The sequence below is a fragment of the Actinomadura kijaniata NBRC 14229 genome (genome assembly GCF_001552175.1).
GTDB lineage: Bacteria > Actinomycetota > Actinomycetes > Streptosporangiales > Streptosporangiaceae > Spirillospora > Spirillospora kijaniata.
Window position 1 is genome coordinate 1 of the sequence record NZ_BCQR01000161.1, and the last position, 13,376, is coordinate 13,376.

Consider the following 13,376-nt stretch of genomic DNA (forward strand, 5'->3'; position numbering starts at 1 on the left):
CCGTCACCCGGCGCACCGGCCACCAGCCGGGCGGGCCCTCGCCGGACACGACCGCCGCGAGGATCTCGCGGGCGTCCGGGCCGAGCCCGCCGCGCACCGCGTCGGCCGCCTTGTCCGCGTCCGCCGCCCCGGCCAGGGCGGTCTCGACCCAGCGGCGGGCCCGGTCGCGGGCGACGGGTTCCAGCCGGGGGTCGTCGCCGTCGAGGTCGGGCAGGTCCGCCGCCATCGCCCCGGCGGCCTCGGCGCTCACCCGCGCGACGGCGGCCAGCGCGCGCATCCGCACGGCCTCGTCGGCGTCGTCCTCCTCCACCAGGAACAGGCTGGCGCTGTCGGCGGCGTCGGCCAGCAGCCCGGCCGCCAGTTCCTCCGGGCCCCGGGCGAACTCGGGATCGACCTCCTCCAGCGCCGCCAGCGCGGCCGCCCGGCCCAGGACCTCCAGCACGCCCCGGACGCGGTCCGGCAGCCCCTCGCCCGGCCGCAGCGCCTCCTCCAGCATCCCCAGCATGTCCCCGAACGCGTCCACCCCGCTGGGGACGTCGATCTCGGTCTCGGCCAGCGCCCGCGCGAAGTCGGTGAGGGCGTCGGCCACCGGGGCGGGCACCGGCGCCTCGCGCAGCGCGGCGGCCAGCGGCGCCGCTCCCAGTTCGACCAGCGCGCTGTTGACGACGTAGCGGAACTGGTCGATCCCCTCGACCAGGTCCTCGACCAGCCGCCGGCCCGCCGGGGCGTCCAGCAGCCGCCCGCGCCGCAGCGCCAGCCACACCGCCGCGTGCGCGGCGGCGGCGTTGCGGGTGTCGGCCAGGTCCTCCGCCGTGGAGAACTCGATGATCGCGACCTCGCGGGCCGCGAGCAGCGCGACGAGGTCGTCCTCGTCCACCAGTTCCGCCAGCAGGCTCCACGGGCCCGGGACGTGGGACCAGCGCTGGGCGAGGGTGGCCAGGGCGCGCAGGCCCGCCCACAGCAGTTCGCGCTGCCGCCGGACGGCGTTCCAGCCGCGCGCGTCGGGGCCCCGGCCCGCCGCCTCCTGCCAGTCCAGGTGGTGGTCGGCGGTGAAGGACTCCATCAGGTCCCGGCCCGCGACCAGGTCGTCGTCGGTTCGGGCGGCGGCCTGGCGGGCGCGGTGCAGCAGGTCGCGGGCGAGTTCGGGGCTGCCGCCGCCGCGCGCGACCAGGGGGCCGCCGCGCGCCTCGGCCGGTTCCCGGCGGGCGGCGGCGATCAGCAGCGGTCCGAGCACGTCGACGAGTTCGCGGTCCCAGGGGTGCTCGGCGGCTCCGGCGACCACGTCCTCGGGGGCGACGACCGGCTGGCTCGACCGCAGCACGGGGTTCCACAGCGTGCGGACGGCTCCGGCGAGCAGGTAGTGGGCGGCCAGTGGCAGCGCCTGGTCGTCCAGCAGCGCCGCCAGCGGGCGGCGTCCCACCGGCAGTCCCTCCTCGGGCGGCGGCAGCCAGTCGGCGTCGCCGTCGCGGGCGCCGGTGACGGCGGTGATGCTCATCCCGGACACGGTGCGGTCGACGAGCCCGGGGCTCCAGGTGGTCAGGTAGCCGGTCAGCGTGGCGGCCGCCAGCCAGGCCCGTTCGACGTCCTCGACGTCCAGGACGACCCGTATCCGCGCGCCGCCGGAGTGCCCGAGCACCTGGTAGTCGAGGACGCGTTCGGGGTCGGCGCGGACGCCCCGGCGCTCCTCCTCGATCGCGGCCGCGAGCGTGTCGAGCATCGGGAGCAGGTCCCCCTCGTCGGGCGGCGGCCCGGCGAGATCGATCTCCACCAGATACGGCATCGCGTTCCCTCGTTCGCGGTCGTGAACCGCCGAAGGGCGGCGGCCTTCCGGCCGCAGACCACCCTAGCCCCAGCCACCGGAAAGGGGCGGAACGCCAGGCGGGTGGGTGGGGGCGGGTGGGTGGGGGCGGGCGGTGGAGCCGGGGGGTTCCGGGGGGTCGCCCCCCGGGCCGACACGACGAAGGACCAGCGGGAAAGCGACGAAGATCGCTGACCACACTGGCCCTAGGTCTGAAGTGGAGCTATGGGGATTCGAACCCCAGACCTCCTCCATGCCATGGAGGCGCGCTACCAACTGCGCCATAGCCCCGTGCTCTGCGGTGGGCGTTCACCCCCGCAGTGCTCCGCCAGCATATAGGACTTCGGGCGGGAGTTCGAACGGGTCGGGTGGGGGTCGGGGGGGTCAGGCGCCGTTGTCGGTGCGGTCGTCGGACAGGACGGGTTCGGGGAGGGTTCCGGCGTTGTGTTCGACGAGGCGCCAGCCGCCGTCGCGCATTTCGGCCAGGACCGACCAGCAGCAGTTGGAGAGGCCGCCGAGGCGTTCCCAGACCTCTTCGGGCAGGCCGAGCATGTGGGACATGCCGAGCCGCAGGGCCGCGCCGTGGGAGGCGACCACGAGCAGGCCGGTGGGGGGCAGGGCGGCGGCGGCGCGTTCCAGGGCGGTGCCGACGCGCTTGGCGACCTGGGCGCTGGTCTCGCCGCCGGGGGGTTCCCAGCGGGCGTGTTCCTCGGGGTAGCGTTCGCGGATCTCGCGGGCGGTGAGGCCCTCCCATGCGCCGCCGTCGCGTTCCATCAGGTCCGGGTCGTGGTCGACGGGCAGGCCGGTGACGGCGGCCAGGGCCTGGGCGGTGGCGGCGGCGCGCTGGAGGGGGGAGGCGAGGATCGCCGTGGGGCGCAGCGCGGCCAGCAGGCGGGCGGCGTTCGCGGCCTGGTCGAGGCCGGTGTCGTCCAGGGGGATGTCGGTCTTGCCCTGGAAGCGGCGTTCGACGTTCCAGGAGGTCTGGCCGTGCCGCCACAGCACGAGACGGCGCTTGCCGGGAACGCGGTCAGTCACGCGCGCTCCCCACGGCGCGGCCGCGCTGCTCGGCGTGCGCGTTGACGTGCTCGGGGAGCGGCAGGGTGGGGCAGTCCTTCCACAGCCGCTCCAGGGCGTAGAAGAGCCGCTCCTCCTCGTGCTGGACGTGCACGATCACGTCGATGTAGTCGAGGAGCACCCAGCGGCCGTCCCGCTCGCCCTCGCGGCGGACCGGCTTGGCGTCGGCCTCCTCGCGCAGGCGCTTCTCGATCTCGTCGACGATGGCGCGGACCTGGCGGTCGTTGGGCGCCGAGCAGAGAACGAACGCGTCGGTGATGACGAGCTGCTCGCTCACGTCGTAGGCAAGGATGTCGTCGGCCAGCTTGTCGCCCGCCGCCTCGGCGGCGATCCGGACGAGCTGCGTGGCTCTGTCGGATGCGGTCACGGTGCGCTCGCGATCCTCCCTGTAGGGGTCGGTTCCCGGTTCCAGCCTCTCACGGCGGGGACCGGGGCGCCCTTGGTCGATGTCGCCGTCCCGGTCTGGCCGGGTCGGCCCTTCCCTCTCAGGGTATGGCGCGTGCGCTGATGCCCGTAATCTTTTGTGGCGGGTGGTCAGGACGGGGTGGCGGCGGTCTCGTGGTCGCGGTAGAGCGAGCGTTTGTTGATGTACTGCACGATGCCGTCGGGGACGAGGTACCAGATGGGTTCGCCGGCGCGGACCCGGTCCCGGCATTCGGTGGAGGAGATCGACAGGGCGGGGACCTCCATCAGGCTGACGCGGCCGTCGGGCAGGCCGGGGTCGGCCAGTTGGTGGCCGGGGCGGGTGACGCCGACGAAGTGGGCCAGTTCGAACAGTTCGTCGGTGTCGTGCCAGGTCAGCATCTTGCCGAGGGCGTCGGCGCCGGTGATGAAGAACAGTTCGGTGCCGGGGCCGTGCAGGTCGCGCATGTCCCGCAGGGTGTCGGCGGTGTAGGTGGGGCCGGGCCGGTCGATGTCGATGCGGCTGACCGAGAAGCGCGGGTTGGACGCGGTGGCGATCACCGTCATCAGGTACCGGTCCTCGGCCGGGGCGATCTTCCGGTCGTCCTTGTGGGAGGAGACGCCGGTGGGGACGAACACGACCTCGTCCAGCGAGAAGTAGTGCGCGACCTCACTGGCGGCCACCAGGTGGCCGTGGTGGATCGGGTCGAACGTCCCACCCATGATCCCCAAGCGCCGCTTTTGCGTCATGCCGACGAGAATAGCCAGCCGCCGGGGCGCCCCGGTCGGGCGGGTCTCAGTCCAGGCCGGGGAGCGGCGGTGGGCCCGACTCCCAGCGCACGACGCGCACGGCCTTGCCGACCTCCACGCGCGGGACGGTCCCAGCGGGCAGCGCGGCGACGTCGGCGTGCAGGCCCAGTTCGGCCTGGAGGGCGGCGGTGAGCTCCGGCGCGGGGTCGGTCCCGGTGAGCGCCTCGCAGGCCACCAGCAGCCGCAGCGCGGGCCGCCGGGCGTCGACGACGAGCTGGTAGTGCGGGCGGACCAGGCCGGAGGCGAGCAGGACGCGTTCGACCTCGCTGGGGTAGACGTTCACGCCCCTGATCACCAGCATGTCGTCGGCGCGGCCGGTGACCTTGCTCATCCGGACCAGGGTCCGGCCGCAGGGGCAGTCGCCGGGGGTGAGGGAGGCGATGTCGCCGGTGCGGTAGCGCAGCAGGGGGAGGGCCTGCTTGGTCGGGGTGGTGAAGACCAGTTCGCCGGGCCGTCCGTCGGGGACGGGCGCGCCGGTGGCGGGGTCGATCGCCTCGACGACGAAGTGGTCCTCGTTGACGTGCAGGCCGTTCTGTTCCAGGCATTCGGTGGCGACGCCGGGGCCGATCACCTCCGAGAGCCCGTAGATGTCGAGGGCCTTGAGCGGCAGGACGCGTTCGATCGCGGCGCGCAGCTCCTCCGACCAGGGCTCGGCGCCGAAGATCCCGGCCTTGAGGGAGGGCAGTTCCACCCCGGCCTCGGCGGCGGCCTCGCCGAGGCGCAGCGCGTAGGCGGGGGTGCAGGTGAGGATGTCGGCGCGCAGGTCCGACAGCAGGCGGATCTGGCGTTCGGTCATGCCGCCGGACATGGGGACCACGGTCGCGCCGAGGGCGACGGCGCCCTGGTGGACGCCCATGCCGCCGGTGAACAGGCCGTAGCCGTAGGCGTTGTGGACGACGCTGCCGGGCCCGGCCCCGGCGCACGCCAGCGAACGCGCGCACATCGCGGCCCACAGGTCCAGGTCGGCCCTGGTGTAGGCGACGAGGGTGGGGCGGCCGCGCGTGCCCGACGAGCCGTGCACGGCGGCGACCTGGTCGCGGGGCACCGCCAGCATCCCGAACGGGTAGTGGTCCCACAGGTCCTGCTTGGTGGTGAACGGCAGCTCGCGCAGCCCGGCGAGGGTGACGTCCGCGCCGCCCTCGACCCCGGCCTCCCGCAGGCGGCGTCCCTGGACGCCGTCGGCGGCCAGCAGCCGGTCCACCAGGCCCCACAGGCGGTGGCGTTGCAGCGCGGCCCGTTCGTCCCGCGACATCGCCTCGGCCTTCGGATCGAACACCGCGCCTCCTCGCGCCCGCCCTCTCCCGCTGGCAGGCAGTACATCCCGCGGTCCGGGCGCGGCGCAAGACCCTCCGGGGCCGGGGGCGGACTATTCCGGCACGTCGGGAACCCGTGAAGGACGCGGTTCGTCGGACGTAGCATGCCGAACATGACGGAGAACACACCGGATCGGGCACGCACGCGCTTTCCCGGGATCAGTTCCCGGGCCTACGAACACCCGGCGGATCGTTCGGCGCTGGTCGCGCTGCGCTCGCTGTCCGGGTTCGACGTCGTGCTGCGCAAGCTGTCGGGCCTGTTCAACGAGCGGGCGTTCCGGCTGCACTTCCTGGCGGGCAGCGTGCGCGCGGGCGAGGGGCAGTTCCGGCACCTGTACGACATGACCCGTGACGCCTGCTACATCCTGGACCTGGCCGAGGTCCCCGAGGTCTACGTGAAGCAGGACCCGGCGCCCAACGCGATGGCGCTGGGCTCGGACCGCCCGTTCATCGTGGTGAACACGGGCCTGCTGGACCTGCTGGACGAGGAGGAGCTGCGCGCGGTCATCGGCCACGAGGTCGGCCACATCCTGTCCGGGCACGCGGTCTACCAGACGATGATGCAGATCCTGCTGTCGCTGGGGGCCCGGCTGGCCTGGCTGCCGCTGGGGAACATCGCCATCGGCGGGATCATCATCGGGCTGAAGGAGTGGTTCCGGAAGGCCGAGCTGTCGGCCGACCGCGCCGGGCTGCTGGCCGGGCAGGACCTGGAGGCGTCCAAGCGCGTCCTGATGAAGCTGGCGGGCGGGACCCGGTTGCACGAGATGAGCACCGAGGCGTTCCTGGAGCAGGCCCGCGAGTACGACGCGGCGGGCGACGTGCGCGACGGCCTGCTGAAGTTCCTGAACCTGCTGCCGCAGTCGCACCCGGAGGTCGTGGTGCGGTTCGCGGAGATCGACCGGTGGGCGCGTGAGGGTGACTACCAGCGGATCCTGGCGGGCGAGTACCCGCGCCGCGCCGAGGACGGCGAGGCGAGCGTCACCGACGAGATGCGCAACGCCGCCCAGGCCTACAAGGAGTCGTGGGAGCGGACCGCCGACCCGTTCATCGGGAAGGTGCGGGGCGCGGCCGACGCCGCCGCCGACGTGGCGGCCGGCATCTTCGACCGGGTGAACCGCCGCCGCGACGGCGGCACCACCACCGCCAACTGATCCCGGCTCGGAAAAGGGCCGCCGGACGTCCGGCGGCCCTTCGCCTTGTCGGGCGGGTGTCAGTTGAGGCGGGCGAGGTAGCCGTTCTCGACCAGCCACAGGACGTTCAGGCGGGCCGGGGATCCGGGGACGAGAGCGCCGTCGAGCTTGTACTGGATGCCGCGGCCGGGCTGTTCGAACGCGGGCGCGACCGGGCCCGCCTCCACGCGGAACGCGCGCCGCACCACGTAGGCGCGCCAGTTGCAGCCCGCCGGGTTCTCGGCGTTGTCGAGGTTCTGCGGTGGGATGGAGCGCCGGGCGTAGCGCTCGCCGTAGCGGGCCAGGAACGCGCCGTACTCGCTGCCGAACCGGTCGACGCGCTGGCGCGGGACCAGGGTGGTCACCCGCTTGACCGGCTTGCCGTCCCGGCCGATCACGAAGCCGTCGGCGGGCGGGTAGCGCCAGCCGCCGCGGCCGTCGTTGGCGGCCGGATCCCAGTGGCGGGCCAGGAACCCGGAGGCCGACAGCTTCCCGAACCGCCGGTAGCCGCGCAGTTCGCGGCCGACCACGCCGCGGTCGGGCAGCACGGCCGGGCCGAGCCGGGGGTCGCCGCGATAGTCCTCGGCGGAGCAGGCGACGGCGGGGATCGGCGGCGCGGCCAGGGCCGCCGGGGCGGGGGCGAGCAGCAGGACGAGGAACGAGAGCAGCCAGGCGAGTCGTCTTCGCAGGGGCATGGGCCGCCTTCCGTGAAAGGTGGGTCTTGTCACACTCAGTGTGAATGGACGCACGTTGAGTGACAAGCGTCAGCGGGCGGCCGGGGCCGGTCAGAAGGGGGCGGGGACCAGCAGTTCGACGTTGCGGTCCTCGGCCTTGCCGCGGCGGTGCTCGGGCTCGTCCTGCCAGTCGTTGGCGGCCAGCTCGCGCGACAGCGACGACAGGTGGACGGGATCGTTCAGGCGGCCGCCGAACGCCTCGGGACCGGCCGAGTCCAGCACGGTCGCGAACACCGACAGGGTGCCGTCGCCGTTGTCGGCCAGCTCGACGACGCGGGCCTGCTGCGGGAAGTCGATGTGGGCGGCGGTGTTGACCTCCCAGAAGCCGCCGCCTCCCTTGCGGGGGTGCGGGACGACCTCGTTGACGTGGGTGTGGCCGTTGACCCACAGGACGACGTTGGGGAAGCGCAGCAGCAGCGCCTCCACCTCGTCGCCGAGGACCCGGCCGCCGCCGAGGGGGTTGCCCATCGATGCCAGGGTGTGGTGGCTGAACAGCACGAACAGGCGGTCCCTGACCTTCTGCCGCACGACGTCGCCCCTGGCGTCGGTGTAGCGGCCGCTGCCCGCGACGAGCTGCTTCTCCAGCCACCGGAACTGGGCGCGGTCGAGGGAGCCCTCGGAGTAGCCGTGGGGGTTGACGGTGTCGAGCACCAGGCCCCGCACGATCCCCTGGTCGAACGCGTAGTAGGCGGTCCCGTCGCGCAGGTTCGCGGCGGTGAAGCCGTGGCCCTTGAGGGCGGCGCTGGTGGCGAAGTGCTCGCGGACGACCTCGGCGCGCGACAGCATCCGGCGGCGCGGGTCGGGGGTGACGGGGCGCAGCAGGCCGCCCAGGCCGTTCTCCCGGCGGGCGAGCCGGGTCAGCTCGCGGCCGTCGCCGTCGCGGATCATGCGGGCGAGGCGTTCGGCCTGCGCGGGGCTTCCCGGCGCGCCGATCTTGACGCCGCCGGTGGCGAGCGCGGTGACCAGGGGGTTGATCGGCAGGTTGCCCTGGACGAGGCCGTCGTGGTTGCCGAACACCGCCAGCCACGGCGCGTTCAGGCCGGTCGCCCGGAACGGGCGGCGCGCGGCGTCCAGCAGGCCCCGCACGCGCGGGAACCCGTGCCGGGCGATGGCGACGTCGGCCCGGGCGCCGGGCGGCGGGCCGTCGGGGTGCCAGAACCCGGTGTCGTAGTTCACCCAGTCCTGGACGCCCTCGTAGCGGTTCGGGTCGCCCGAGTCGGGGTGGACGCGTTCGCCGTCGAGCAGGTCGATGATCCAGCGGACCTCGTTGTGCTGGACGTTGTCGGCGGCGTCGCCGGTGTTGATCGTGAACGCCAGCGGCAGCCCGGTCGCCGGGCCCCGCCCGACCCGGTTCACCGCCCGCACCATGGACTCGGCGACGTGCGTGGACAGGAACTCCTGGGGCCGCCAGGCCCCCTCCACCGGCAGGACCTTCAGCGCGTCCTTGAACCGGTCGAGGAACTCCACCCGCGCCGGGGACTGCGCGTCGACGACGTGCACGTCGGTGAGGTGCCCGAACGCCAGCAGCCCGCGCCGCCGGGCGGCCCGGCGCGCCGAGGCGACGCCGCCGAGGTCACGGCGGAGCACGTGCGGCTCACCGGGCCCGGCGACGACCTCGCGGTAGCCGCCCCGTCCGGGACGGCCGAGCACCAGCGTGCGGTCGAGGGTGGTCCCGGCGACGGGACCCCGCAGGCCGGGAGCGGCGGAGGCGGGACGGGCGGGGAACAGGACGGGCCCGGCGGCGACGATCCCCGCCCCGAGGGCGGCACCCCGCAGGACACCACGGCGGTTGATCTCAGGAGTCACAGCAGTGGATCAGACCACACTTACAACGTGACATCAAGGGTCAAGATGTCACAAATAAGAGTCCCCTCCATGAACAGGAGAACCCCGCCCGGCAGAGCCGGACGGGGTTCCTTCCATCAAGTGCGCAGACCCCGGCCACGTACGCGAGCGCGTCCGGAGGCTGAGGCCGGGATCAAGGCCGAAGGCGAGATCCCGGCGGAAGATCGCGAAGCGATGCAGCGCTCGCCCGCGCAGCGGTCAATCCCGGAGCCCCCAGGGCGGAGGGATTGGGCCGTGGAGCCGATGAACACAGCGGTCAGCCCCGGAGCGCTCCGCGCGGAGGGGCTGGGCCGGGAAGCAAATCAATTAAGCGTTGGAGCAGCCGATCCCCGGGGCAGGCGGCGTCTCTCCCTTCAAGTGGCCTTCGCCGGTGACCACGTACTTGGTCGAGGTCAGTTCCGGCAGGCCCATCGGGCCGCGGGCGTGCAGTTTCTGGGTCGAGATGCCGATCTCCGCGCCGAAGCCGAACTCCTCGCCGTCGGTGAAGCGGGTCGAGGCGTTGACCATGACCGCCGCCGAGTCCACCAGCGCCACGAAGCGCTTGGCGGCCGGCTGGGACGTGGTCACGATCGCCTCGGTGTGGCCCGAGCCGTACCGGCGGATGTGCGCCACGGCCTCGTCGAGGGTGTCCACGACGCGGGCGGCGATGTCGAGGGACAGGTACTCGGCGTACCAGTCGTCCTCGGTGGCCTCCACGACGTCCGGGGAGTGGGCGCGGACCCGCTCGTCGCCGTGGACGGTCACGCCCTTCGCCTTCAGCGCCGCCAGGGCCGCGGGCAGGAACGCGTCGGCGATGTCGGCGTGGACCAGGAACGTCTCGGCCGCGTTGCAGACCGAGGGACGCTGCGTCTTGGCGTTGACCAGGATGTCCACGGCCATGTCCACGTCGGCGGCGGCGTCCACGTAGACCGAGCAGTTGCCGACGCCGGTCTCGATCACCGGGACGGTGGACTCCTCGACGACCGAGTTGATCAGGGACGCGCCGCCGCGCGGGATCAGCACGTCCACCAGGCCGCGGGCGCGCATCAGGTGCTTGACCGACTCGCGGGAGGTGCCGGGGACCAGCTGGACCGCGTCGGACGGCACGCCGGTGCCCTCCAGGGCGGCCTGCATGACGCCGACCAGCGCCGTGTTGGAGTCGAACGCCGACGACGAGCCGCGCAGCATCGCCACGTTGCCGCTCTTCAGGCACAGGGCGGCGGCGTCGACGGTGACGTTGGGGCGGCCCTCGTAGATGATGCCGACGACGCCGAGCGGCACGCGGACCTGGCGCAGCTCCAGGCCGTTGGGCAGGACGTTGCCCCGGATGGTCTCGCCGACCGGGTCCGGGAGGGCGGCGACCTGGCGGACGGCGGCGGCGATCGCCTCGATCCGCTCCGGCGACAGGCTCAGCCGGTCGATCATGTACTCGGAGGTGCCGTTGTCGCGGGCGCGGGCGACGTCGGACGCGTTCGCCTTGACGATCTCGGCGGCGCTCGCCACCAGCGCGTCGGCGATCGCGTGCAGCGCCGCGTCCTTGACCGAGCGCGGCAGGGGGGCCAGTCCGGCGGCGGCCTCCCGGGCGCGGCGCGCCACCCGCAGGAACTCCTCGCGTTCGTGATCACTCATGGGGTCCTCCGCCTTCCAGGATCACAAGGTCGTCGCGGTGAATGATCTCGCGTTCGTACTCCGGCCCCAGCTCGCGGGCCAGCCAGCGGGTGGAGCGTCCCATCAGGTCCGGGATCTCCCCCGCGTCGTAGTTGACCAGGCCGCGCGCCACCACGGTGCCCGCCGGGTCGCACAGGTCCACCGGGTCGCCCGCCGCGAACTCGCCCTCCACGCCGGTCACCCCGGCGGGCAGCAGCGACTTGCCGCGCCGGACGACCGCCTCGACCGCGCCCGCGTCCAGCACCACCCGGCCCTGCCCGGTGGTGGCGTGCGCGAGCCACAGGTGGCGGGTGGAACGCCGCGTCCCCTGCGGGTGGAAGTAGGTGCCGACCGGCTCCCCGGCGAGCGCGGAGGCGGCCTGGGCGGCGTTGGTGAGGACCACCGGGACGCCGGCGATGCGCGCGGCCTCCACCTTGGTGACCATGCCGCCGGTGCCGACCCGGCCCGAGCCGCCCAGCTGGATCCCCGCCAGGTCCTCGGGGCCGTGCACCTCGTCGATGCGGCGCGCGCCCGGCCGGCGCGGGTCGCCGGTGTAGAGGGCGTCCACGTCCGACAGCAGGACCACCGCGTCGGCGCGGGTCAGGTGGGCGACCAGCGCGGCCAGGCGGTCGTTGTCCCCGAAGCGGATCTCGTCGGTGGCGACGGTGTCGTTCTCGTTGACGATCGGGACGATGCCGAGGGCGAGGAGCTGGTGGATCGCGCGCTGGGCGTTGCGGTGGTGCGAGCGCCGCATCATGTCGTCGGCCGTCAGCAGCACCTGTCCCACCGTCAGGCCGTACCGGGCGAACGAGGACGTGTAGCGGGCGACCAGCCGGCCCTGGCCGACGCTCGCCGCCGCCTGCTGCGTGGCCAGGTCGCGCGGGCGGCGGCTCAGCCCCAGCGGGCCGAGCCCCGCCGCGATCGCCCCCGAGGAGACGAACACGACCTCGGTGCCCGCGGCGCGGCGCGCGGCCAGCACGTCCACCAGGGCGTCGATGCGGTCGGCGTCGATCGTGCCCTCGGACGTGGTGAGCGACGACGAACCTGCCTTCACCACGATCCGCCGGGCCTTGGCGATCGTCGGGCGAGCACTCATGGGTGGTTTCCCTCGGGGGATCAGGGCCGATGGGTCACGGGGAGGGTCAGCGGTAGTCGTCCAGGCGGCGGTCGGAGCCGCGCGGGCCCGCGCTGCCGTCGTCGGTCCCGGCGGCGACCTCGGGGTGCCAGTCGAACACGACCGACTCGTCGACCGTTCCGATCATGACGGTGGCGCCCGGCTCGGCCCCGGCCTCGGCCAGGGCGGTCTCCACGCCGAGGCGGTTGAGCCGGTCGGCCAGGTAGCCGACGGCCTCCTCGTTCTGGAAGTCGGTCTGCCGCAGCCAGCGGACCGGCTTCTCCCCGGTGATCAGATAGGTGTTGTCGCCCATCTTCTTGATCTCGAACTCGACGCCGCCGCGCACCGGCGTCGGGCGGATCACGATGCGGGTCGGCTCGGCGGGCGGCAGCGACGCCCGGAAGCCCTTCACCATCTCGGCCATCGCGAACGACAGCTCCCGCAGCCCCTCGTGGCTGGCCGCCGACACCTCGAACACCTTCAGCCCGCGCGCCTCGAACTCCGGCCGCACCATCTCGGCCAGGTCGCGGGCGTCGGGCACGTCCACCTTGTTCAGCACGACGATCCGGGGCCGGTCCGACAGCGGGCGGTCGCCGAGGACGCGGTCGTAGGCCTGGAGCTCCTTCTCGATGACCTCGAAGTCGCTGACCGGGTCGCGGCCCGGCTCCATCGTCGCGCAGTCCAGCACGTGCGCCAGGGTCGAGGAACGCTCGATGTGCCGCAGGAACTCCAGCCCCAGGCCCCGGCCCTCGCTGGCCCCCTCGATCAGGCCGGGCACGTCGGCGACGGTGAAGGTGGTGTCGCCCGCGCTGACCACGCCCAGGTTCGGGACCAGCGTGGTGAACGGGTAGTCGGCGATCTTCGGCTTGGCCGCCGACAGCGCCGCGATCAGCGAGGACTTGCCGGCGCTGGGGAACCCGACCAGCGCCACGTCGGCGACGCTCTTGAGCTCCAGCACCACGTCCAGCGCCTCGCCGGGCTCGCCGAGCAGGGCGAAGCCGGGGGCCTTGCGCTTGGCGGAGGCCAGGGCGGCGTTGCCGAGCCCGCCGTGGCCGCCGCGCGCGACCACGAACCGGGTGCCCTCCCCCACCAGGTCGGCCAGCACGTCACCGCCGACGGTCTTCACGACCGTGCCGTCGGGGACCGGCAGGACCATGTCCTCGCCGTTGGCCCCGGTGCGGTGCCCGCCCTGGCCGGGACGGCCGTTGGTCGCCTTGCGGTGCGGACGCCGGTGGTAGTCCAGCAGGCTGGCGGAGTTGGAGTCGACGACGAGGATCACGTCACCGCCCCGGCCGCCGTTGGCCCCGTCCGGGCCGCCGAGCGGCTTGAACTTCTCCCGGTGGATGGACGCGCAGCCGTGGCCGCCGTTGCCCGCGGCGACGTGCAGCACCACCCGGTCCACGAACTGCGCGCCGGATCCGGCTCCTGCTGCCACGCTCGTTCTCCCTCGCCTCGCTGGATCGGCCCCGAAAAGGGCCAAGGGGCGGACCG

General features: G+C 73.7%; 11 protein-coding genes and 1 tRNA gene. 1 reads left to right on the forward strand and 11 read right to left on the reverse strand.

All coding sequences use genetic code 11. The features are described 5' to 3' along the window. From AKI01S_RS38100 to AKI01S_RS38125, 6 genes are all read right to left on the reverse strand, one after another. On the reverse strand, positions 1 to 1,780 hold a 1,780-nt coding region (locus AKI01S_RS38100; protein WP_157420465.1), incomplete at its 3' end, for a hypothetical protein. A gap of 236 nt (positions 1,781 to 2,016) precedes the next feature. Further along, positions 2,017 to 2,089: transfer RNA gene (locus tag AKI01S_RS38105), tRNA-Ala, on the reverse strand. A 93-nt stretch (positions 2,090 to 2,182) separates the two neighbouring features. Continuing rightward, on the reverse strand, positions 2,183 to 2,833 hold the full coding sequence (locus AKI01S_RS38110) for a histidine phosphatase family protein (RefSeq protein ID WP_067829488.1): 651 nt from the start codon (positions 2,831 to 2,833) through the stop codon (positions 2,183 to 2,185). Then, positions 2,826 to 3,239 carry a ribosome silencing factor gene (gene rsfS, locus AKI01S_RS38115; protein WP_067829491.1) on the reverse strand — a complete coding sequence of 138 codons (414 nt, stop codon included), beginning with the start codon at positions 3,237 to 3,239 and terminating at the stop codon, positions 2,826 to 2,828. Before rsfS ends, AKI01S_RS38110 begins: the two co-directional genes overlap by 8 nt. 167 nt (positions 3,240 to 3,406) lie before the next feature. Beyond that, positions 3,407 to 4,024: a nicotinate-nucleotide adenylyltransferase gene (gene nadD, locus AKI01S_RS38120; protein ID WP_067829493.1), complete on the reverse strand. Its 618-nt coding sequence runs from the start codon at positions 4,022 to 4,024 to the stop codon at positions 3,407 to 3,409. A 46-nt stretch (positions 4,025 to 4,070) separates the two neighbouring features. Beyond that, entirely contained in the window at positions 4,071 to 5,360 is a 1,290-nt protein-coding gene (locus tag AKI01S_RS38125; protein ID WP_218009980.1) for a phenylacetate--CoA ligase family protein, read from the reverse strand. A gap of 150 nt (positions 5,361 to 5,510) precedes the next feature. Here AKI01S_RS38125 and AKI01S_RS38130 point away from each other — a divergent pair, with 150 nt between their 5' ends. Further along, a complete protein-coding gene (locus AKI01S_RS38130) occupies positions 5,511 to 6,548 on the forward strand; it encodes a M48 family metallopeptidase (RefSeq protein ID WP_084000654.1) in 1,038 nt (345 codons plus the stop codon). Positions 6,549 to 6,607: 59 nt separating this feature from the next. On the opposite strand, the gene AKI01S_RS38135 is transcribed toward AKI01S_RS38130, so the two are convergent. The 5 genes from AKI01S_RS38135 to obgE all read right to left on the reverse strand — a co-directional run bounded on the left by AKI01S_RS38135 (position 6,608) and on the right by obgE (position 13,320). Continuing rightward, positions 6,608 to 7,261, reverse strand: a complete 654-nt coding sequence (locus AKI01S_RS38135) for a TNT domain-containing protein (RefSeq protein ID WP_067829500.1) — start codon at positions 7,259 to 7,261, stop codon at positions 6,608 to 6,610. 90 nt (positions 7,262 to 7,351) lie between these two features. Beyond that, positions 7,352 to 9,106, reverse strand: coding sequence for a TIGR03767 family metallophosphoesterase (locus AKI01S_RS38140; protein ID WP_067829502.1), 1,755 nt, complete (start codon positions 9,104 to 9,106; stop codon positions 7,352 to 7,354). 345 nt (positions 9,107 to 9,451) lie between these two features. Beyond that, positions 9,452 to 10,753: a glutamate-5-semialdehyde dehydrogenase gene (locus tag AKI01S_RS38145; protein WP_067829505.1), complete on the reverse strand. Its 1,302-nt coding sequence runs from the start codon at positions 10,751 to 10,753 to the stop codon at positions 9,452 to 9,454. Continuing rightward, the gene (gene proB, locus AKI01S_RS38150) at positions 10,746 to 11,867 is read right to left on the reverse strand and encodes a glutamate 5-kinase (RefSeq protein ID WP_174567452.1); all 1,122 of its coding nucleotides are present in this window, start codon (positions 11,865 to 11,867) and stop codon (positions 10,746 to 10,748) included. Before proB ends, AKI01S_RS38145 begins: the two co-directional genes overlap by 8 nt. A 46-nt stretch (positions 11,868 to 11,913) precedes the next feature. Then, positions 11,914 to 13,320, reverse strand: coding sequence for a GTPase ObgE (gene obgE / locus AKI01S_RS38155; protein WP_067829508.1), 1,407 nt, complete (start codon positions 13,318 to 13,320; stop codon positions 11,914 to 11,916). Between the last annotated feature and the right edge of the window lie 56 nt (positions 13,321 to 13,376).